Origin of the sequence: Enterococcus sp. 4E1_DIV0656 (assembly GCF_002140695.1) — a bacterium.
In the GTDB taxonomy this organism is placed as follows: Bacteria; Bacillota; Bacilli; order Lactobacillales; family Enterococcaceae; genus Enterococcus_D; species Enterococcus_D entomosocium.
This window is the reverse complement of sequence record NZ_NGLF01000001.1, coordinates 1,473,254-1,496,118: the sequence shown is the minus strand read 5'-3', so window position 1 is coordinate 1,496,118 and position 22,865 is coordinate 1,473,254. Positions and strand designations below refer to the sequence as shown.

General features: G+C 42.7%; 19 protein-coding genes. 6 read left to right on the top strand and 13 right to left on the bottom strand.

The window, feature by feature from the left end:
• Nucleotides 1–184: 184 nt before the first annotated feature.
• Entirely contained in the window at nt 185–1,216 is a 1,032-nt protein-coding gene (gene queA / locus A5882_RS07105) for a tRNA preQ1(34) S-adenosylmethionine ribosyltransferase-isomerase QueA (RefSeq protein WP_008376077.1), read from the bottom strand.
• 352 nt (nt 1,217–1,568) lie between these two features.
• Here queA and A5882_RS07100 point away from each other — a divergent pair, with 352 nt between their 5' ends.
• From A5882_RS07100 to A5882_RS07085, 4 genes are read left to right on the top strand one after another with little or no spacing between them, the layout of a single operon-like run.
• A complete protein-coding gene (locus A5882_RS07100; protein ID WP_008376079.1) occupies nt 1,569–2,744 on the top strand; it encodes a betaine/proline/choline family ABC transporter ATP-binding protein in 1,176 nt (391 codons plus the stop codon).
• 3 nt (nt 2,745–2,747) lie between these two features.
• Nucleotides 2,748–3,383, top strand: a complete 636-nt coding sequence (locus A5882_RS07095; RefSeq protein ID WP_005227319.1) for an ABC transporter permease — start codon at nt 2,748–2,750, stop codon at nt 3,381–3,383.
• The gene (locus A5882_RS07090) at nt 3,383–4,303 is read left to right on the top strand and encodes an osmoprotectant ABC transporter substrate-binding protein (RefSeq protein WP_086332965.1); all 921 of its coding nucleotides are present in this window, start codon (nt 3,383–3,385) and stop codon (nt 4,301–4,303) included. Before A5882_RS07095 ends, A5882_RS07090 begins: the two co-directional genes overlap by 1 nt.
• Nucleotides 4,304–4,307: 4 nt before the next feature.
• Complete coding sequence (locus A5882_RS07085; RefSeq protein WP_005227316.1) at nt 4,308–4,970, top strand: ABC transporter permease; 663 nt, start codon at nt 4,308–4,310, stop codon at nt 4,968–4,970.
• A gap of 130 nt (nt 4,971–5,100) precedes the next feature.
• On the opposite strand, the gene A5882_RS07080 is transcribed toward A5882_RS07085, so the two are convergent.
• From A5882_RS07080 to A5882_RS07070, 3 genes are all read right to left on the bottom strand, one after another.
• Nucleotides 5,101–7,932, bottom strand: a complete 2,832-nt coding sequence (locus A5882_RS07080) for a discoidin domain-containing protein (RefSeq protein ID WP_086372585.1) — start codon at nt 7,930–7,932, stop codon at nt 5,101–5,103.
• 175 nt (nt 7,933–8,107) lie between these two features.
• Nucleotides 8,108–10,048: a glycoside hydrolase family 127 protein gene (locus tag A5882_RS07075; protein WP_086372584.1), complete on the bottom strand. Its 1,941-nt coding sequence runs from the start codon at nt 10,046–10,048 to the stop codon at nt 8,108–8,110.
• Nucleotides 10,049–10,098: 50 nt separating this feature from the next.
• The gene (locus tag A5882_RS07070) at nt 10,099–10,998 is read right to left on the bottom strand and encodes an AraC family transcriptional regulator (RefSeq protein WP_086372583.1); all 900 of its coding nucleotides are present in this window, start codon (nt 10,996–10,998) and stop codon (nt 10,099–10,101) included.
• A 120-nt stretch (nt 10,999–11,118) separates the two neighbouring features.
• Between A5882_RS07070 and A5882_RS07065 the strand changes: the two genes are divergently transcribed.
• On the top strand, nt 11,119–12,381 hold the full coding sequence (locus tag A5882_RS07065; protein ID WP_086372582.1) for a glycoside hydrolase family 27 protein: 1,263 nt from the start codon (nt 11,119–11,121) through the stop codon (nt 12,379–12,381).
• 66 nt (nt 12,382–12,447) lie between these two features.
• On the opposite strand, the gene A5882_RS07060 is transcribed toward A5882_RS07065, so the two are convergent.
• The 9 genes from A5882_RS07060 to A5882_RS07020 are packed head-to-tail and all read right to left on the bottom strand — an operon-like array spanning nt 12,448 to nt 21,587.
• Nucleotides 12,448–13,638, bottom strand: coding sequence for an arabinan endo-1,5-alpha-L-arabinosidase (locus A5882_RS07060; RefSeq protein WP_061053699.1), 1,191 nt, complete (start codon nt 13,636–13,638; stop codon nt 12,448–12,450).
• Nucleotides 13,639–13,689: 51 nt separating this feature from the next.
• Nucleotides 13,690–13,956 carry a DUF6171 family protein gene (locus tag A5882_RS07055; protein ID WP_005232191.1) on the bottom strand — a complete coding sequence of 89 codons (267 nt, stop codon included), beginning with the start codon at nt 13,954–13,956 and terminating at the stop codon, nt 13,690–13,692.
• A 4-nt stretch (nt 13,957–13,960) separates the two neighbouring features.
• Entirely contained in the window at nt 13,961–15,406 is a 1,446-nt protein-coding gene (locus A5882_RS07050; protein WP_016611392.1) for an alpha-N-arabinofuranosidase, read from the bottom strand.
• On the bottom strand, nt 15,407–16,390 hold the full coding sequence (locus A5882_RS07045) for a family 43 glycosylhydrolase (protein WP_005232195.1): 984 nt from the start codon (nt 16,388–16,390) through the stop codon (nt 15,407–15,409).
• Between the two features lie 3 nt (nt 16,391–16,393).
• A complete protein-coding gene (locus tag A5882_RS07040; RefSeq protein ID WP_086372581.1) occupies nt 16,394–17,821 on the bottom strand; it encodes a glycoside hydrolase family 43 protein in 1,428 nt (475 codons plus the stop codon).
• Nucleotides 17,818–18,426 carry a DUF624 domain-containing protein gene (locus A5882_RS07035; RefSeq protein ID WP_005232198.1) on the bottom strand — a complete coding sequence of 203 codons (609 nt, stop codon included), beginning with the start codon at nt 18,424–18,426 and terminating at the stop codon, nt 17,818–17,820. The genes A5882_RS07040 and A5882_RS07035 overlap by 4 nt, the downstream gene beginning before the upstream one ends.
• A gap of 4 nt (nt 18,427–18,430) precedes the next feature.
• Nucleotides 18,431–19,264 (bottom strand): carbohydrate ABC transporter permease, encoded by an 834-nt coding sequence (locus tag A5882_RS07030; protein WP_005232200.1) that lies wholly within the window; start codon nt 19,262–19,264, stop codon nt 18,431–18,433.
• 11 nt (nt 19,265–19,275) lie between these two features.
• A complete protein-coding gene (locus A5882_RS07025; RefSeq protein ID WP_034872060.1) occupies nt 19,276–20,190 on the bottom strand; it encodes a carbohydrate ABC transporter permease in 915 nt (304 codons plus the stop codon).
• Between the two features lie 56 nt (nt 20,191–20,246).
• Nucleotides 20,247–21,587 carry a sugar ABC transporter substrate-binding protein gene (locus A5882_RS07020; protein ID WP_176374312.1) on the bottom strand — a complete coding sequence of 447 codons (1,341 nt, stop codon included), beginning with the start codon at nt 21,585–21,587 and terminating at the stop codon, nt 20,247–20,249.
• Nucleotides 21,588–21,962: 375 nt separating this feature from the next.
• On the opposite strand from A5882_RS07020, the gene A5882_RS07015 reads away from it, so the two are divergent.
• Nucleotides 21,963–22,853, top strand: a complete 891-nt coding sequence (locus A5882_RS07015; RefSeq protein ID WP_008376111.1) for a transcriptional regulator — start codon at nt 21,963–21,965, stop codon at nt 22,851–22,853.
• The last annotated feature ends 12 nt before the right edge of the window (nt 22,854–22,865 follow it).

Here is a 22,865-nt window from a genome sequence, read left to right as displayed (position 1 = left end):
ACGAAACATGTGTAAGTTTGTAAATGAAAACAAATTTTCGAGAAACATTGCTTTGCATGGACCACAAAAAGCGACCACCACTTATACCTTCCTCTAGTAGTAAGCTGGGCGACAAAAAAGCAGTTCTAAAAGTTGAGAAATTGATTCAACTTAAAGAGCCGCTTACGTCGCTCAGTTTTTTTGTTTATTTTAAGAACATCGCATCGCCAAAGCTAAAGAAGCGATACCGCTCATCGATGGCATGCTGGTAGGCAGAAAGTGTTAGGTCGCGTCCTGCAAAGGCACTGACTAACATCACTAAGGTTGATTTTGGTAGGTGGAAGTTGGTAGAAAAAGCTTCCACGATTTTAAACTGATAGCCTGGCGTGATAAAAATACTCGTCCACCCACTATCGGCTTTGATTTGCCCATCAAACTTGGTCCCAATGGTTTCTAATGTACGGATCGAAGTCGTTCCGACTGCAACGATCTTGCCACCATTTGCCCGAACCTCGTTCAATTGTGCGGCAGCTTCTTCTGTCAAACGGTAAAATTCGCTGTGCATCTCATGATCAGCGATATTATCGACACTGACTGGACGAAACGTTCCTAAACCAACGTGCAAAGTCAGATAAACCAGCTTGACGCCTTTCGCTGCAATCTGCTCTAGCAATTCTGGGGTAAAATGCAAGCCGGCAGTTGGTGCGGCCGCTGAGCCGTTTTCTTTGGCATAAACCGTTTGATAGCGGTCTGGGTCTTCTAGCCGTTCTTTGATGTAAGGCGGTAACGGCATTTCGCCAAGTGATTCCAGAATCTCTAAAAAGATTCCTTTGTATTGAAAACGAATGATCCGGCCGCCGTGATCGAGCTCTTCTTCCACCACTGCCTCTAATCGTCCGTCGCCGAAGGTGATCTTCGTGCCGACTTTGGCTCTTTTGGCTGGCTTGATCAAGGTTTCCCACGTATCCCCTTCAATATTGTTCAGTAAAAGGATTTCCAGATGGGCACCTGTTTCTTGTTTTTCGCCATAGATACGAGCTGGTAATACCCGCGTATCATTCATCACCAAGGCATCCCCTGGTTCCAATTCATCAATGATGTTATAGAAGTGCTTGTCCTCAAATTTGCCAGTCTCGCGGTCAACCACTAATAAACGGGAACTTGAGCGATCACTTAATGGCGTTTGAGCGATCAGTTCTTCCGGTAAGTCAAAATCAAAATCTTCAGTTGTAAGCATGTTGTTCCTCTCTTTCCCTAAATTCTTCTCTATTCTAGCATGTTTTTATAAAAATTGAAAAAACAGCTTTTAATTCTGCCCTTTCTTAGAAAAAAATAAAGAGACTGCTGCTAAGGCCTTCAGCAAAAAAGTCTCCTTTTTCCCAATGAAAAATAACGACATATTTCCGCTGCTTCTTTTCTCTATGCATCGCTCCTTAATTTGGACTTGCTTATGGCGCTATTTTCAGTTTTGTCTATACAATTATGAAAAAAATGGGCAGATTATTTGAATAACACGTGACTTTTCGGCATACTTAGTACAGATTCTAAGCCATTATTCAGATTGCTTAAATAAAAATAGAGGTGACATCATGATTGAGTTTCAGCAGGTATCCAAAATTTACAAAGGTGGTAAAGTCGCTGTTGAAGATGTGAATCTTTCCTTTGAAAAAGGCGAATTCATTTGCTTCATCGGGACAAGTGGTAGCGGAAAGACGACTTGTATGCGGATGATCAACCGTATGACGGATCCTTCTAAAGGAAAAATCTTGATCAATGGAAAAAGCGTTACAGAGATCAACCCAGTGGAGTTACGCCGTCAAATCGGCTATGTGATCCAAAGCATCGGTTTGATGCCTCACATGACGATTCGGGAAAACATCACATTGGTTCAAAAATTGTTAAAAGTCAGCCAAGAAGAACGCAACAAAACTGCCGAGCGCATGATCGACTTAGTGGAATTGCCACGAGAAATGCTCGACCGTTACCCCAACGAATTGTCTGGAGGGCAACAGCAACGGATCGGTGTTGTCCGTGCCTTGGCAGCTGACCAAGATGTCATTTTAATGGATGAGCCTTTTGGCGCACTAGACCCAATCACTCGTGACTCCTTACAAGATTTGGTTAAAGACTTGCAAGAACGGCTTGGAAAAACCGTCGTCTTCGTTACCCATGATATGGACGAAGCATTGAAGCTTGCTAGCCGTATCGTGATCATGAGTGAAGGAAAAGTCATTCAATTTGATACACCAGAAAATATTCTGCAACACCCAGCAACACCGTTTGTGGAAGAATTGATCGGTGAAGACCGCTTGTTACAAGCAAAACCTGACACGACGCCAGTCAAAGACGTAATGTTAAATACCCCGATCGCTATCACACCAGAAAAATCCATACAAGAAGCGATTCACTTGATGCGGGAAAAACGGGTCGATACCTTGCTTGTTACCGACAATAGCAACGTGCTAAAAGGCTACATCGATGTCGAATCCATCGACCGCAACCGTGGCAAAGTTACTAGTGTCGGCGATATCTTGAACAAAGATGTCTTTTTCGTTCGCGAAACCGCCTTGTTGCGGGATACCTTGCAACGCATCTTAAAACGCGGCTTAAAATATGTCCCAGTAGTAGATGCCGACAAACATTTAGTTGGGATTTTGACCCGTGCTTCCTTAGTTGATATCGTTTATGACGTGATTTGGGGCGATGAGCCATCGATCATGGAAGCCATTGAGTCGGCGAAACCTGAAGAAACTGAGGAGGTCTAGCGCATGCAAAGCTTCTTTAATGAATATGGCGGCCAATTGGTCACCAAAAGTCTTGAACATTTGTATATTTCCTTTGCGGCTTTGCTCTTAGGGATTCTTGTTGCCGTACCGATCGGTGTGATCTTGACCCGTTTCCCCAAAGCAGCAACGATCGTGATCGGCATCACCAGTGCGTTGCAAACCGTGCCTTCTTTGGCACTATTGGCATTGATGATCCCGATTTTAGGTGTCGGAAAAGTCCCTGCTATCGTCGCTCTTTTCATTTATTCCTTGTTGCCGATTTTGCGAAATACCTACATTGGAATGAAAAAAGTCGATTGGAATTACCGCGATGTTGCCAAAGGGATGGGGATGACCAACTTGCAGTCGATCATCAGTGTGGAATTACCTCTAGCGATCCCAACGATCATGGCAGGGATCCGCTTATCGGCCGTGTATGTTTTAGCCTGGGCTACCTTGGCTTCTTACATCGGTGCCGGTGGACTTGGTGATTTGATCTTTAGCGGACTAAACAACTACCAACCGCCTTTGATTTTTGCTGGGACGATTCCAGTGACGATCTTTGCTTTATTAGCTGACTGGTTACTGGGTTTGTTAGAAAACAAACTGACACCAGCTGCCTTAAGGGGGGATGCGTAATGAAAAAAACTTCAAAATTAGCGCTGTTGTTTTCCTTAAGTGTCGCTTTACTGTCTGGCTGTTCCTTTCCCGGTTTAGCATCGACTTCTGATGAGAATACCGTGGCGATCACAGGCGGGATCACTTCCGAAGCCCAAATTCTTGGCGCGGTGGTTGCCGGTATGGTCGAACACTATACGGATAAAAACACAACCGTCATTAACAACTTAGCAACAACGACCATCAATCACCAAGCGATGATGAATGGCGATGCGTCGATCTCAGCTGCCCGCTACACAGGAACTGACTTGACCACTACGTTAGGGTTGGAACCAGAATCTGATCCGCAAGCCGCCTTTGACAAAGTCAAATCAGAATTTGAGAAACGATACCAACAGACTTGGTTCCCATCTTACGGCTTTGATAACACATATGTCTTTCTTGTCAGGAAAGACACTGCTGAAAAATACGGATTGGAAAAAGTCAGTGACTTGAAAGATGTCGCAGATCAATTGGTCGCAGGGGTCGATACCGCGTGGATCACACGGGTCGGCGATGGGTACGATGGCTTCCAGGAAGCCTATGGATTCTCTTTCCAAAATATCCTACCGATGCAGATCGGTCTCGTCTATGATGCTGTTGATAACGGAAAAATGGATATCGTTTTAGGGTACTCAACCGACGGCCGGATCGGCAGTTACGATCTCGTGATGCTAGAAGATGATCTAAACTTCTTCCCGCCTTATGATGCCGCACCGATCGTCGATGACAAATTATTGGAAGAAACACCTGAAATCGGCGATGCTCTGAACAAATTAGCAGGCAAAATTGATACCGAAAAAATGCAAGAATTGAATTACCAAGTGGATAATGACCTTCTAGAACCAACGGTAGTTGCCGAACGTTTCTTAGAAGAAAATAATTACTTCGAAGGAGAGTGACGAAATGGCAGACATGAATTTATTCCAACAATTTCTTTTCTATTTTCAAGAAAATGGCGGCTATGTTTTTGCCCAGTTCATTCGTCACTTCTTGATTTCAATCTACGGGGTACTTTTTGCCTCAATCGTCGGGATTCCAATCGGGATCTTGATTTCTAAAAAAATGCGTTTGGCAGATTGGGTGATTCGTTTCGCCAATATCATCCAGACGATTCCATCTTTAGCGATGATCTCGATTTTAATGATCGGCATGGGCTTAGGTGTGAATGTCGTGATTTTAACGATTTTCCTTTATTCTTTGTTACCGATCATCAAAAATACCTATACCGGCATGCGCCAAGTCGACCGCAATACGTTAGATGTCGGCAAAGGGATGGGGATGACTAGCTGGCAGCGATTGTATATGATCGAATTGCCATTGTCTGTTTCGGTGATCATGGCAGGGATTCGAAACGCCTTAGTCGTGGCGATCGGTATCACCGCTATTGGCGCCTTCGTTGGTGCTGGTGGACTGGGGGACATCATCATCCGTGGAACCAATGCGACGGATGGTGCATCGATCATCTTAGCCGGTGCTTTACCGACTGCCTTGATGGCGATCATTACGGATCTTGGGTTGAGCTTTATTGAACGCCGCTTAGATCCAGCCAGCCGTACTTCACGCTAAACTTATTTGCAAAAAGCAAAAGCCGTTGTGACCATTTATTGGTCGCAACGGCTTTTTGGGTTCGGTCATTTTTCAGAAAAGCATGCTTCAGCCGCTTCCCTTCTTAGGGTTAACGCCCTGCTCTTTTTCGCTATTTATCCATTCCGTATACTTCGACTTCATAGATTCGGGCTGCCGAATCTGCTCCTTGTGTTGGTTTATCGATACTGATTTTTACATATTGCACCTTCTGGACGCCAAACGTATTGGTGCTATTGCCGGCTTCATTTTTCAACGTTCGTGAAACTGGCTCATAGTCTTTGCCATCTTCACTGACGAGCACCGTATACGCCCGCGTATTCATGTCTGGACCTTCTCCACCAGCCTCCGCATGAGCGAGGCGTACTTCACTGACCGTTTGTGGTCGACCGAGATCGATCATCAACTCATGAGGCGCATTGCCTGTCGCACACCACTTCGTACTCAAATCACCATCGAGGGCAAAAGCTGGTGCTTCGGCATCATTGACAAACGATGAAGCAGTTGCTTCGGCATCTTTTGAAAGCAGCAGCAACTCTTTCGGCGCATCAGCAGAAATCGTGATCAATCCCGCCATTTCCAGAGGGGTCTCTCCTGCTTCGTTTTTGGCAACAAGCGTGACTTTGTAGGTACCTGGTTCCGAATAGGTCACTTGGGGATTTTCTTCTGTACTGCTCGTGATATCGCCGCCTTCAAACGTCCATTCGAATGCTTCAGCATTCGCAGATGAGGTATTCGTGAAGGTGATCGTTTCCCCCGGTGCTGCCAAGGTTCTAGAGGCTGTAAAGGCCGCTTTTGGCAGCTGATTGTTCGGCCAAGTGATCTCCACCGTATCTGATAGCTTGCCACGATTGCCATAGCGATCCACTGCCACCACCGCGAACTTGGTTTTCGTCCCTTTTGGACGTTCAACGGCATTCAAATAGTGGTTGGTTGCTGGCGTAGCTGCTAAGAAAGAGCGTGAGCCGTCATCGTTCAATTGGTAGATCTCATAAACCGCAGCTGTCTTGTCCTTGGCAGCTTCCCACGTTAAACGGACACCCGCATAGTTGCCCTCTTCCTCATCAAAGAGCACATCCTCAACCGTCAATGCTTCGGCAGCGAATTTCTCCGCTTTCTGATCTCCGATCGTTAATTGCCCTAAATTCAATTCATAGACATCACTGGTTTCTTTCGTGGTTATGTCATAACCGATCGCTGTCACTTCTCCTTTGATGTCTTTCAATGAGTAGGTGATCGTCGTCCAGTCTGTTGCGACCTCTTTGTCTCCTTTGATTGTTTGTGTCGAACCATCGGCTAAGGTCACGACCAAATCAAGAGTTGTCGGTACCGTTGCTTTGACAGTCGTTGTTAGCTTCGTCTTTTTCGTCACAGGAAATGCTGTCTGATACAATGCCATGTGACTGGTACTGCCTTTTGTCATCTGTCCACGTAGTTTCAGTGCATTTCCGCCATTGTAGGCATCCGCATAATTGATTGATACAGCCAAATCATTATCTTTTCCATGATCAAAGACCCAACGATAGGTCGGCAAAACAGCTTGCAAGCTTCGGTTGTTCCAATTGCGGCTGGACACTTTTTCTCCGTCGATAAAATAGTTGTAGCCATTACCCAGACTAAAATTCGTCACAAAAGGCAGCTCTGTGATAGCGGTCTGTTCCAGGGCATACGTGGAGATTCCAGGCCACTCTGTCGCTTCTGGCAGCTGGCTTTCCCGAGGATCGCCCGTGTTATTGACCCAAAAAGCATTCTCTTTGCTTTGGAAATCATCCGGCGTACTAGCAGAAGAATAGGTCCAGCTAGGCACATACAGGCCCAATGAGGTATAAGGAACGCCTTTTTCATCCGTAAACAGATCCCAGCGCACAGGCGTTGCATAGCCATTTTCTTGTACATCGATCCCAGCAAAAAGATCGTAAGGATCGACACCGATTTCACGGGCTTTTTCATTGGAGGCCTTCAACAGCTCTTTGTCCGCCAATTTGTCAGTGGTCCACCAGAAATTCAAGAACATACTATCTGCCAATGGGTTCATCTCTGCATCCACTAAATAGGCTTTGTTCTTATCCGTCAACGCGTTTTGCCAATCCATTTTCCCATCACTCGTCATGGAATCATACCACATGATCTCTAAATGCTCGTCGACTTGTTCTTTGAATTGGGCGATCAGTTCTTGTATCGCTTTGGCGTGGCTTTCATTTAGTCCTTTACCATCAGCCCCCGATTGTTCGACACCTTCCGCTGCATCATCAAAACTAGTGACCGCCGTATCGGTTTCTTGATTGATGAACCAGCCATCAAAGCCATACGTATTGGCAACTTCGATCATTTTTTCTACGATCGGAAAATTGCCGTCCTCATCCTTAGCTAAAAACGTATCTAGCCATTCCAACTTCCCACCATGGGCAGTTTGTGGAAAGAAGATCGTTCCTAAAACCGGCACGCCATTCCTATGAGCAGCATCCGTTACATCAGGACTTGGTGGTACGATAATCCCTTCGCCAGAAGAGCCGCCCCAATAAACCAATTGATCGATGTATTGCCAATAAGAAAAGACATTGGCATCAAAGGTATTGATCCCTCGTGGTGCATTGCCGCTCGTACTGCTATTCATGATCGAAAGCGCTACGACTTTGGTTTCTGCCGTTTGCGTGTCATTCATCTTCGGCAACGTCTCTTTAGCTGCCCGCTGCGCTAATGGAACAACGCTGGTATTGTATTTCGCATCTGGATCTTTTTCAAAAGACCATGCCAACAAATCCTCTGGGAACCAATAAGACGACTCCGGTTGATTGTCCATCGCTTTTTCCAACGTACTTTTGGCTGTTTCTTGGTAAACGACTTTTCCAGTTGTCTTCGCCTCACTTTGGGTGCAGCCACCGATTGCCGTTGCCGCTGCCAATACCAACAAAGATACGCCAACTTTACTGATTTTCCTTGTCACACTTCTTCCTCCTTGTTTTACATAAACCCGCCAACATTCCTACACTAAAACGATAACGCTTTCAAAGATAGGAATATAGGAACAAATTAAAGAAATCATGCAACAAATCCAAGAAGGTTGAGTTTAGAAAAAAAAGAGCCTCCTTTTTGGGAAGCTCTTTGGCCCTGCTTACTTCTTACTCCTTTCCAACGAGCGGCAGCCAAACGCGCATTTCGCCTATGCCCCGATTGCCCCATAAATGGTATGGGATCAGTTGCCACGTACGAGGTATGACCGTTTCCGCTCGTTCTTCGTAAAGGGTTGTTCCCGACCATTCTTCGCTTTGGTAGCCTTTGATCGCCAAACGTAAAGTAGTTGGCAACAACGTATCCTCTTTCGCAAAGGTCGCCTCCAGCGCCTGTGGGTCGATGCGGCAACGCCAGAGTGCTTGACCATTGTCGGCTTCTTCTATGCAATACACGAAGGGGCCACGTTGCAATACGACTTGATTGATGTCTTGAATAACTTGAGGATTCGCACGCAAGATTTGCAATGGTTGTTCAAAACGGATATTGGCCGTCACGTTTTCGACTGCCTCAAAGATGATTGCCTCGTTCGTCTCCTGCCATTCGTGTTCACTATCGATTTGAAACTTACTTAGTCCGTTAGGTTTGTGGATGATGAGCGTCTTTGGAATGCCTTGATAGCGAATCGTGAGGTCCTCTGTAAAAGGAAACCCGCCCGTTTGTTCAAACGTAAATTGATCAGGTTCTTCTAAACGGCTTGCTACAAATAAATTCACGTAAAGCTTCTCTTGATCGCAAGTGTAAACCAAGCGCTGCAGCGATGCGACCATCCGTGCAAAATTGGGCGGACAACACGCACAACCGAGCCAATCGGGTCGTTGGGCTTTGACGTGACCTTTGCCAGGATTTTCTTGATCTCGTTGGGGATTGACCTCCAAAGGATTCACGTAGAAAAAGTGTTTGCCGTCAATTGCCGCACCAGAAAGGACGCTATTATACAACGCTCGTTCCATCGTCGCTAAATATTTTGGTTCATTGGTTAGTTTGAACAGCTCAAAAGAAAATTGGACCAATGCAATGGCTGCACAGGTTTCACAATACATCGTATCATTTGGCAAATCATAGGGACCGACAAAGGCTTCCCCGTGAACGGTTGAGCCGACGCCACCGGTCACATACATTTTCTTACAGGCGATGTCTTCCCAAATCGCTTCACAAGCGTCGATTAATTCTTGATCTTGGGTATGCTGGGCGACTTTTGCCATCCCGCTTGCCATATACAGCATTCGTACCGCATGACCTTTGGCTTCATGCTGCTTTTTAGGTTGATCGTAGGCTTGTAAATAGGTGAGGTCTACCCTTGGCGTTTCATCCGATAAGCCATCCGCTTGGTTTTTCAAGATTTCTTTTTCGTAAAAGGCAGGATCTTCCCCACGTACTTCAAGAAAGAAATCAGCGAATGTCAAATAGGTTTGTTTACCGGTGTATTCATACAAACGCACCAGCGCCAATTCGATCTCTTGATGGCCATCAGCACCTTGAATTTTTCCAGGCTCCCGCCCAAAATACGTGCAAATATTGGCGATATTTTTCTCTGCCACGGTCAGTAATTTATCCTTACCTGTTGCTTGATCATAAGCGATAGCCGCTTCGACTAGATGCCCCGCACAATAAAGTTCATGACTGAAATACAACTGACGGTATTTTAACTTCGGTCGAGTCAATTGAAAGAAGGTATTTAAGTAGCCATCCACTTCTTGCGCAGCAGCAACTAAGTCAATCACTTCATCTACTGTCGTTTCCAATTGCGGATCGCTAGTATTCAACAAGCTATACCCAGCCGACTCGATCCATTTGTAGACATCACTATCTTGGAAAAACCAGCCAAAATGTTCCCCTTCCATTTGCCCTGCAGCGATGCGAAAATTCGCCAATGCATGGCTTTTCCCAGCTGGCAAATTGGGATCTTCCCGTTCTGCTTGAACATCTACATCGATTTCATCATTTAGGACTTGGTATTGGTAAGGAATCGTTTCTTTGCGAACAAGCTCTTGGTATCCTTGCCAAAACTCGTCCGTGAGCTGGATCTTGTTTAATGCGAATTCTTTCATTTCGTTCTCCTGTTCTTTTATTTTTTTATGTTTGATCATTCGTTCTATATTCACTTCATTAATAGAAAGGCCGAATCATCTCCTGTGATATGTTGCCCTGCCTCCTCTTTGATCGTTTGCTTATATAAGAGCTGGTAGGCTTTAGGACTCATGCCTTTTTTCTGTTTAAAGGTATTGGTAAAGTGCTGCCTACTGTTGAATCCTGCTTGAGCGGCAATTTCGACGATTGGCAGCTGACTATTGCTTAGTAAAAATGCTGCCTGCTTCAGACGCTCACTGGTGAGAAAATGGTTGACCGTCACTCCCAGTTGCTCATGAAAGAGTTTATGCAAGTAGGCTTTCGTAATCCCCACCGCCGTTGCGATTTGGGAGACTTGAATGTCTTCATCAAAATGCTGTTGAATATAGTCGATCGCAGCGTTCACATAGCAATTGCCCCGTTTGGTTTCTTTCGTACGTAATGAAAAGGCTAATTCCATCAGCATCCGCTTAAACAAGAGCTCGATCGTAAATTGCCGTTCAGCAGACGGTTGCTCCTGAGTATCATCGATCATTAGCAGCTGCAGCAATGACTTGATCGCTTGTCCAAATTGGCGGACATCGCGACTTTTCGCGTAAGGCTCATTCCATTGTAAATTTCCTTTGATGTATGCAAAAACATCACGAACACAAAGAGCGGACGGCGTCTCACTCAGAAGAAATTCAATATTCAGTAATGTGCAGGAATCTCCTTCAACGAATAAGGCGTGTTCCACAAACGCATTTATGAAAACGAAATCATTTCTTTCCAGAACAATCACTTGATCTTGCACCTTTATCTTACACTTTCCTTTGGTCACAAACATGATTTCACACGCTGGGTGTTGATGTGGATCCATGGAAAAACGCTCAAGGGCAACACTATAGTATGCTGTAATCTTCGCATAATTTGTTTCTTGTGGAAACACCATTGAACAACTCCTTTTTCATTCGTTGACGATTTCTTTCTTTTTTATTTCTAGTAGACAAAACTTTCCCTCTCTTTTTTATTGCTTACTATACTATAAGAAAAACGTACTAGGAGGAAATCGATGTCTTTTTTACATTTTGCACAAACACCCCCAATGGGATGGAATTCTTGGGACTGCTATGGCGCTTCTGTGACCGAAGCAGAAGTGATCGCCCATGCTGATTTTATGGCAGAGCATTTGAAAGCTTATGGTTGGGAGTATGTCGTCGTGGATATTCAATGGAGCGAACCAGAAGCAAAGTCTACAAGGTACAATGATTTTCATCCATTGTGTATGGACGACTATTCTCGCTTGATTCCTGCTGAAAATCGTTTCCCTTCAGCAAAAGATGGTGCTGGTTTCAAAAAACTTGGTGACTATCTGCATCAAAAAGGGCTGAAATTTGGTATCCATATCATGCGCGGCATTCCACGACAAGCAGTTCACCAAAATACGCCGATCAAAGGAACGGATAAACGGGCACGGGACATTGCTATGAATTCAATCTGCCCTTGGAATTCCGATATGTATGGGGTCGATGTTTCATTGCCTGAAGGACAGCTTTATTATGATTCTTTGCTCGAATTATATGCTTCTTGGGGTGTTGACTTTATAAAGGTGGATGATATCGGCGATTCGAAAATTTACGGTGATGCCCATAAAGCAGAAATCAAAGCGATTCGCCGTGCGATCGATCGATCCGGTCGAGAGATCGTCCTTTCTTTGTCTCCCGGACCCGCTGCCCTCAAAAATGGTAGTTTCTTTCAAAATCATGCCAATATGTGGCGCTTGACGGATGACTTTTGGGATCATTGGGATGCCCTTTACGCCATGTTTGACCGGGCAGCAGAGTGGGCACCTTTCGTCCGTCCAGGTAACTGGCCTGACTGTGATATGTTGCCGTTGGGTCATATCGGCATTCGGGCAGTTGATGGTGGCGGTGGTGACAGCTGGACACGTTTTACGGAAGACGAGCAATACTTATTGATGAGTTTATGGACGATCTTCCAATCTCCATTGATGTTTGGTGGTACTTTACCAGACATCGATCTCTTTACCTTACGTTTATTGACGAATACTGAAGTCTTAGAAATGTATCGAAGAATTTATACGAAAAAAGAGTTCTATCGTGATCAAGAGTGGATCATTTGGGAGGCGTTGAGCGACACAGCAGTCTACTATGCCATTTTCAATGTTTCTGATCAAACGCAAACCATCCCAAAATCGATCACTGATTTACTACCACTTAAAAACGGCACTGAGTTATGGCAACAAAAAGAACAAACAATTGCCAATGCTGAGGTTCCTACTCATGGTGTCCGATTATTCAAAGGCAGTATTTAGTAAAACCGGCAGCAGTATAAGTTTATAAGCAGCACAATGCAACCTGCCCATTGTGCTGCTTATTTTTTATTCTTCGTACACTTTTCGACCAAGAAACGCAACGCCTTGATCATTGATTCCAGATAAAAACAACCTTTCTTTTTGGTCGATGTACTCATAATATGGGACAAATTCATTTTCTCCCCACAAGTAACTTCGTCCTTCTTTTTTTAATGCTGTTATTTCTTGCTGTTGAGAAGATATAACTTGAGACTCGTGATCAAATTGGATGATTTCCCACTTTCCTAACAGAGTTTCCTGCTCTGGCATTCGTGAAACACTTCCCTGATAGATTGAAGCAGAGATTACTGGCCAACCTGATTCTAGCCAATAGAGTTTACGTATTTGTAAATAGAATTGGTCACTGAAGGGTTTTCTCCGTGCATGATGCACAACGAAGCTTTCTTTATTGGATTGCGTAAAGATCGAATTATGACCAGGAGCGTATACAACTGGTTCTTCTGAGAACTGATAACTGCCCAACAGTTTGGTTCCTACTTCGGTTGGCGTCTTCTCTTGATCCGTCATGGCCGTACCATGCCAGTCCAGATATGGCCCTGTAATTTCTTTTGCTCGTGCGACACGGATATTATACGAATCGTTAAGGGAGTCGAAAGAAACAAACAAATAATAATAATCGGTTTCAGGATGATAATAGACAAATGGGCCTTCAATAGCAGTATCAACTGTTTTCGGACGAAAAGCAATCCGTTGACCATAGCTCTTTTCTTGAAGTTTTCCAGTTTCTTTGTTCAATGGAGCAATATAGATTCCGCCAAAAAAAGAACCATAGACAAACCACTGCTCACCTGAGCGGTCAAAAGCAATATTGGCATCGATCGCGTTATGCTGTGCAAGAGTAGCATTGGTTTTAATAACCTCTCCTTGATCTTCCCAAGGGCCCAAAGGATCTGATGCTGTAGCTAAGCCAATAAAAGAAGTGGTACTGCCGAATGTCGAAGCAGAATAATACATACGGAATTCGTCCTTGTAGCGGATAACTTCCGGTGCCCATAGTCCTTGAGCTTTGCTCCATTTTACTGCTGGTTCAGGCATTTCTGACAATGCCTGTTTCTCAAATTGCCAATGGATCAAATCTTTTGAACGACGAATTGGTACACCAGCCGTTTTGGGCTGTTGTGTGTCCGTTGAATATAAATAAAAGGTGCCTTCATGTTCAATAATCGTAGGATCATGAACCCCATTGATCGCTGTCATGTCTTCCCTCATCTCCTAATTGATTTATTTTATTTTATAAAAACAGGACAGCTACTTGACGAGCTGCCCTGTTTGTTCCCACATTCCTGCAGGACAGTTTTTCTTAGCTAAATTTGCGCGAAACCGATAAAAGCAGCCGCATTTGGTACAGGTATGATTCAATCGCAATGGACAAGTCTCACAAACAACGATTCTCCTACTGACGATCTCCGGCGAAGCCAAGTCGCTTTCTAAAGAAAGTTGTTCTGCAATCAAGGATTCAATGTCTTCCTGTGCTGCTGCCGCAGCATCTTTCACTTCGCATCCTTTACAAGTCATGGGATCAGACTGTCAATGAGATCGTTAGAACACTCATTGCTGGCACCCGCAAGCTGACTTTGTTCTCTTCAACATTGTAAGCGGTGAAGTCTTGGATCACCACATCTTCAGGATGATCAAAATCATTGTGTGCGTTCATTTTATTTCCCACGATATAACGAGCTTCTTTCACTTCATTGATCGCTGTTTCAAGGGAGAAGGATAATTCTTCCGTGCCTTGGGTAGCAAAATTACAAACCGATAGATGGATCGTATCTTCTTTTTTCGAAATCGTATACGTAATGGTATCGCTGCTAGTTCCATGGCTATCAATGGTTTCAGCATCTTGATGGACTTTGTACAAATCAAAGACATGATAGCTTGGGGTTTTCACCATTTGTTCGCCATCTGTCAAAATCATCGCCTGCAGGACGTTGACGGTTTGTGCGATATTTGCCATATGCACTCGCTTGGCATGTTTATGGAAAATATTCAAGGTGATCGCTGCGACCATGGCATCACGGATCGTATTTTGTTGGTATAAGAAGCCTGGATTCGTACCAGGTTCTGCTGAGAACCAAGTGCCCCATTCATCAACAATGATTCCCACACGCTGTTCTGGGTCATACTGGTCCATAATCGCGCTGTGGCGGGTCAATAATTCATCCATGTAGGCTGCTTTTTCACAGGTCACTTGCCACTCTGCCTCATCAAATTCCAAGGCACTACCTTTTTCTTCCCAGCCTTGCGGATGAACGTAGTAGTGCAAGCTTAGGCCGTCCATCAACCAATGCGCGTTTTTCATCAGCGTTTCTGTCCAATGATAGTCTGCGACATTCGCTCCGCCGGCGACTTTGTAGATTTTTTTGTCGCCGTATTGGCGGACATAGGTTTGATAACGGCGATACAGATCCGCATAATACTCTGGCCGCATATTGCCGCCGCAGCCCCAGTTTTCGTTTCCTACGCCAAAAAATTTCATTTCCCACGCTTCTTCATGGCCATTTTCTCTGCGAAGATCAGCCATCGGAGAAATGCCATCCATCGTGATGTATTCCACCCATTCCGACATTTCTTGTACCGTTCCGCTGCCGACATTGCCGTTGACATACGCATCACATTCCAGTTGCTTGATCAATTCAAAAAATTCATGGGTCCCGAAATGATTGTTTTCAGTCACGCCGCCCCAGTGGGTGTTGACCATCGTTTTGCGGTTTTCTTTAGGACCAATCCCGTCTTTCCAATGGTATTCATCGGCGAAGCAGCCGCCTGGCCAACGTAGCACAGGGATTTGAATGTTTTTCAGTGCTTCAACCACATCAATCCGCATCCCATTTTTATTTGGGATCGGCGAATCTTCTCCAACGTATAATCCTTCATAGATACAACGGCCTAGATGCTCTGCAAAATGACCGTAGATATATTTACTGATCGTTGTTCCTGATTTTGTGTTTTGAATGTTAATCGTCAATCAGTTCACCTTCATCTCTAATTTATTGTTTGCGACCGGCTCACCAAAGACTGGGAATCCTTTTTCATCCCAAGTGAATGGTTGTGCAACTGCATGTCGATTCGGGTTTGCCAGAGGATCGCCTGCCTGATTTTTTTCTGGTCTTGCATGATAAACTAAAATGTCCTCACCATCTGCCCCTTTTGTAAAAGAGTTATGCCCCGGTCCATATTGAGAATTCCGTTCTGACGTTTGAAAGACTGGATCTTGGGATTTTTGCCAAGAAAACCCATTTAATAAATCACTATTTTCGTCTGTCCACAATAATCCCATAGCGTAATTTTCATCTGTAGCACTGCCCGAATAAGTGATAAAAATCTTACCATTTCGTTTAAGCACGGCCGGTCCCTCATTCACCATGAAACCAATCTGTTCCCAAGGGTATTCAGGGATCGATAGTAAAAGCTGCTTCCCTTTTAGTGTCCATGGATTTTCCATTTCTGATAGATAAAGATTAGAGTTTCCTGGAATTCTTGGATCTTGTTGCGCCCAAACATAATAAAGTTTCTCCTGATGTTCAAACACAGTTGCATCTAAACTAAAACTTTCAAATTGCGTGATGACTTGTCCTTTTTCTTCCCATTCCCCTTCAAAAGGGTCACTTGAATTATTTTCGATCACGAACATTCGATGATGATGATTTTCATTTCTGATCTCTTCATTATCACTAGCGGCAAAATAGATATACCACTTATCAGCGATGAAATGAATTTCTGGTGCCCAAATCAATTCACTCATTGGTCCCGATTCATGTGCCTGCCAAACCGTCTTTCTCTCTGCATCTTCCAGTTCATTGAGGCTTTTCGCTCGTCTAAGTTCAATCGACTGATATCCAGGAACTGAACCTGTAAAATAATAGTAACCATCGGAATGTAAATATACCCAAGGGTCTGCTCGTTCATACACGATTGGATTTTGTATTGTCTCTGCATTTGCTTTTGCCATACCTTACTCCTCATTCCTAACAATAAATAATGGTACTCCTGCTTCTGAGGTACCTGTAAATGTCATTACTTGCTTTTGCTGATTTTCATCCCAGCCGGAAAGAAACTTCCCTTTATAAACAGTGCCATCGATAACCACACTTGAATCTTCTTGACTATTCTTTTCCGCTAGTTCCCATGTTCCAGTGCGATCACCATTGATCGGGCCATTTTTTTCAACTGTAATTTCCTGTGGTTCTTTCAAATCATCCGTTAAAAACTTGTCAAAGGAAATCAGCGTATAGGCACCCGTAACTTGATTCTTTGTATAATCAGCAATCGTTTCTTCGCTGTATCTCAATGGAGAAACAACCGGCCACCCTGCTTCTGTGAAAAACATTTGATGGATTCTCACAGAATGATATTCTCCGCTATTTGGAAAACGTGTATGGAAAATCAAGTAATATTGATTGGTTTCTTCATCATAATAGGTCGAGTTGTGACCTGGCGAAACATAGCCAACCCCTTCATTGCTCGTATTTTCGGTATATAGGAAGTTCCCCATAATCTTAGTTCCGAATTCTTGAATACTTGCGTCATCAAAAACCGTTCCAAATTTCCCTTTGACCTCAGCCATTGGATTTCCTTGGCTGTCTTCATAAGGACCATCGGGATTCTTTGACCGCGCGACTCGAAGGTTGTATCCACCGTCTGCATCTAGCCCACCAAATGAAGTGAACAAGTAATAGTAGCCATTTTCTTGATTATATTGAATGTATGGTGCTTCGATGCGACTGTGATTTCCGCCCATCAAATGTGTTCCGTAAGAATTGCGATCTTTAGGCAAACCCGTTTCATCATCCATTTCTAGGATAAAAATCCCGCCTGAGTATGATCCATAGACCATCCATAATTTCCCTTCATTGTCATAAAAAACATGAGGATCGATCGCATTTGGATGAATCGCTGCATTGTACGCTTCACCAAACTGCGGAGAAGTTCCTGAATAAAGAAAAGATTCGACTTTTTCATAAGGACCTTCAATAGAGTCAGATACCGCCACTCCCATTACGGATAGCGGTGAAGTTCCTTGACACAAACAATAGTACAAATAGTATTTTCCATTCTTAAACTGTTGGATATCACTAGCCCATAACGTATCTGTCTGTGCGTACTCAAATTCTTCCGCCAATTCTTCTCGAATATTCTCAAATAGAGTATCTTCAGATACTGAATTAGATATCTGCTCCCACTTCAACAAATCCTGAGACTTGGCAAATTGCATATGTGAACCAATAATATAAAACGTATCATCCGCTTTGATCACCGATGGGTCATGGACACTAACATCGGCAAACTCAGGAGGGGATAAGACTTCTTCAACTGCAGAAGCAGTACAGCCAGATAAAAGAATCATTAGAGGAACACACGAGAAAAGAAATTTTTTGATCATGATTTTAACAATCCTTTCTTGCTATAGCCTGACAACAAGCACTTGCTGGCACTGTACAAAAAGATTGAAATTGCGACAAAAAAGAACCAATGATACGCCATGCTAACAATTGAAAATGTAAGAACCATCAAAAGACAAAGAAAAGATTCTTTTGGTAACAAGAATGGACTCGTCAATGAAAAAACGGCTTTTTTCCGCCACTTATCTTTACTCAATCGAGTAACTAAGGATAAATTGATCAATACTAAAATCACATAACTGAACAAAAACAAAAGTGGCCATTGGAAAAATGCTCTCATTAGATCACTTTGCTGCACAATCAGCAATTCCAAATAGAGAATGCCTAGAATAAGTGGAAATATAAAGACCCGCCATTTGTATAAGCGAATAGCTGACACATAGTTTTTCCAAAATAAAGTCAATACTTCTATATAAGAGTAATAGCCTGTAAATAGATCCTCTTTATTTAGAATCGTTAAGACAGCAACAGTACTTGGAACAAAGCCGACCACAAAAAAACCAGCTAAAATACCTAGAAGCCACAAAATATTTAGTTCTATCAGAAGTACGAATGCATTTAGCCAGTTCATTGCTTTTAGAAACATCTACTCACCCTTTCATTCCAGAAAGTGCAACTGATTCGATAATTTGCTTTTGGAAAATAATAAATACGATCAAAACCGGAAGTAATGAAACAACGGAAGCTGCCATAATCAACGGATAATCCGTTTGAATAGCATAGGCGGCATTTAGGTTTGCGATCACTACTTGCAATGTTTGTTTTTCTGGACTATTCAAGTAGATCAATGGTGCTAAGTAGTCATTCCAAGCGCCCATAAACCATAAAATAAATTGAGCAGCAACTGCTGGACGAATCAACGGGAAAATCAATTGGATAAAGGTTTGTAAATAGCCTGCACCATCAATTTTTGCCGCCTCAACGATCGAATCAGGAATATTAGATAAATATTGTCGCAAAAAGAAAATCATCGTGATATTTCCAAACATTCCCGGAATGATCAATGGTAATAACGTATCAACCCAGCCAATTTGGGAGAACATCATAAATTGCGGGATCATCACCGCTGGATAGGGAATCATCAAAGCGGCTAAAAGGATTAGAAATAGCGCATCTTTATGCGGCATCCGTAATTTGGCAAATGAGAAGGCAGCTAAACTGGATGTCAGAGTACCTACAACAGTTACAGAAAGTGAAACGATCACTGTATTTTTAATCCCTGAGAACAAAGTGTCCAGCTCAGATAAACGTTTGTACGCATCAAATTGTACTGGGTCTGGAATCCATTGAGGTGGCAGCTGGAAGACGCCAGCTCGGTCTTTTAGCGATGTTGAGATCATCCAAAGTAACGGCCCCACCATAATAACTGCTCCAAGGGAGAGAATTAAAATAATGAGTACGTTGCTTATTTTCAGTTTTTTCATTCTTTTCCCTCCTAATCTAATTTATAGCTTGAACGATTGTTCATATAGAATTGGAATGCTGTTATCACAAAAACCAATACTGCTAGAATCAACGCCATACTGCTTGCATAACCCATTTGCCAATTTCTGAAAGCTTTTTGCCAGATATACCAAACGACCGTAGCACTGCTATATTGTGGTCCGCCAGTTGGTGTCATAATGTTTATTTCCGTAAAGATTTGTGAGCCGCCGATAATATTCGTAACGACTAAAAAGAAAGTGACTGGTCTAACCATCGGCCAAGTGATATTGCGAAACTTTTGAAAAGAAGAAGCACCATCTAATTCTGCTGCTTCATAAAAGGTTTTTGGTACACTTTGAATCGCTGCCAAGTACAAGAGCATAGAATAGCCCAAGCCCTTCCAAACAGACATAATAATAATTGCCGGTTTGACTGTTGATGGGTTTTGCAACCAGTTAGGGCCGCTGATACCGAAGATATCCAAGACCTGATTGACTAAACCAAAATCACCATTGTAAGCCCATTGCCACAAAATCGAAATGGCTGCTAATGATGAGATGACTGGAATATAATAGATTGTTCGAAAAATCGTCGTTCCTTTAATTCCTCTGCTCAGTGCTGATGCTAGCATAAATGACAAAATCAAACCGATTGGAATCCCTAACATCAAAAAGACGGTATTAAACATCGTCTTATAGAAGTACTCATCTCTAAAAAGCTTCTGAAAGTTCTCAAGACCGATAAAATTCATTTGCCCTAGACCGTTCCAATCTGTAAAGGCAGCATAAACCGAATAGCCTAAAGGTATCAATGAAAACAAAATAAATCCTAAAACTGGAAGTAGAACGAACAAGAAAGCAACTTTGTGCTCTTTTGCATAAAGACTATTTTTATTTTTTGTTTTTTTTATTTCCACTTGTTCCATTACGCGTCCCTCCATAAAAATCTTTGGGGTCACATAGATATGTGACCCCAGTGAGTCTATCTTGCTGTTTCTTGTTGGCGAATTGCTGAGTCTAGTTTTTCTTGCATCTTAGGTTGAACTTCTTTCAAATAATCCGCTGCCGTTTGATCTCCATCTAACACAGGTTGGATATTGATAAAGAACTCATCGTACCATTCTGCATTGTAGGTGGTTGCCACTGGCAATGCGCGACCATAATCTTGGACGATATCAATAAATTCCTGTTTATTATTAGGTACACTGTCCTTATCAGAAGCCCATTCTTCAGCCATATCAATCAGGTTAGGAATTTGAATCTGTGCGTCTACTAATTGTTGTTGACCTTCTTCAGATGCACTTAAATATTCAACTAATTTCACTGCTTCTTCTGGATGTTTGGTTTTGCTAGCAACACCAATACCTAAAGAACCGATATACGTTGCAGATTCACCTGTAGAGCCTGCTGGCCAAGGCATCAAGTCATACTCAAAATCCAATCCTGCATACGTACTCATATCCCAAGGTCCTACAGGGAAGAAAGCAATCTCACCATTCATCCATCTTTGATACGTATCCAATGTTTGTGCATCAGAAATTGAAGGGGTGAGTTCATGCACATTTTGCAGATCCGCAAACCATTGCAATGCTTCCGCAAATTCTGGTGTATCTACAGTAACGGTATCTTTGGCTTCGTTGATCCAATCTGCTCCGTTACTCCAAACAAAAGCTTGTAAACTCCAGTTTACGTTAAATCCTGTTGCCCATTGGTCAAGATTTCCATCTCCATCAGAATCCTTCGTTAACTGTTTAGATACTTCAACGAATTCATCCCATGTATAAGGCGTATCTGTATCAGGCAAATCAATACCAGCTTCCTTAAACATGTCTTTGTTATATCCTAAAGCAAATGGTCCAACATCTTTTGGTAATCCATACAAAGCACCGCTACCAACTTTTTCACCATCATACCGATAACTATTTACCCCATATTCCCAGATGTTTGAAAGATCAAAATCTGAATTCTCAATTTCATCCGTAATATCTAGCAAAACACCATTATCAACGTAAGCCATTAGATTGCTTTGTTCTACATAGAAAACATCGGGCATATTACCGCCTGAGATTGCCGCTTGTAGCTTTGTTGCATATTGATCAGCATCTGTAGCAATAATCTTAACGCTTACATCATTTTCTTCCTCAAATTGTTTAATTGCTGTTTCATAGGCTTTCTTCTCATCCTCGCCGCCTCGAAACATAAACGTAATTTCTTTACTTCCGCTATCATCACCAGAACTATTATTACTGTTTCCGCAGGCCCCTAATACCAAACTACTTAAACCTAGAACTGCTCCCGAAAAAATAACCTTTTTGATGTTCATCTTTTCCATCCTCTCAAGTTTTATAGATATTTGCAGGTACGTTATCACATTTGTTCATTGACCTCTCTAAAAAAAGACCTTACTAACTGCTCATAATAATTCCTAACACCTAAGATATTTCCTATAAAGAAGCCTATAAACAATTCACAAAAACAAAACATAGAAATTGATGTTTGCAAACACTTTCAATTTACAAATAAATCATAACTTTATTTGTAATCGCTGTCAACAATATTTTGATTAATTTATCAAGGATAATATCTATGTTAATTAATAAATATATTAATAACTAGCGAAATAAACAACGCTATTTACACAAATTAGCAAATATGTTAACATTCAAGTAAATCAAACAGTTTAAGCGGAGGTGACACGATGCAATTAGAAATCAATCAAGAAGCATTGCCTGTCTATGAGGCACTTGCCAGTAACGTGCGAATCAAAATCATTCAATTGCTGGCTAAAAACAAGATGAATGTCAAAGAGTTGGCACAAGAGTTAGGCTTAAGCAGCGCTATCATTACGATGCATATCAAAAAATTAGAAGAAGCCAAAATCATCAAAACAGAGCGTGTGGGGCAAAAAAAGATTTCCAGTTTGAGAGTGGACCATATCGATATCAACTTTCCTGAGAAAATCTTTAATGCCTTTGATACGAAAGAAACGGCGATACCGATCGGTCATTATACAAATTATTCGGTAGAACCAACGTGTGGGCTTGCTACTTCAGCTGATTTTGTGGGAATGGTAGATGAACCGAAGTTTTTCATGGATCCCCGACGAATGGATGCCCGCATCTTGTGGTTTACGAAAGGATTTGTCGAATACCAATCGCCAAACTTCTTAGCAAAAGAAGAAAAACTCGAAATGATGGAGATTTCAATGGAAGTTTCGTCTGAATTTCCTTTTTCCAATAACAACTGGCCTTCAGACATCACCTTCAGCTTAAATGGTGTGGAGCTTGGTACATGGACTAGCCCAGGGGATTTTGCAGACATTCGTGGAAAGTATACACCGGATTGGTATCCAGACAATCTTAATCAGTACGGGTTATTGAAGACGATCCGCATCATGGATCATGGAACCTACATGGAAGGTGTTCCTCTTTCCGACATTACGATCAAGGATATACCTGCCTACGAAGATACGTGGCATTTAAAAGTGGAAGTCAAAGAAGATGCCGAGCATGTCGGCGGTTGTACCCTCTTTGGCAAGGGGTTTGGGAATTACGATCAAGATATCAAACTAAAAATGTTTTATAGCTAAAAAAAACGCTAG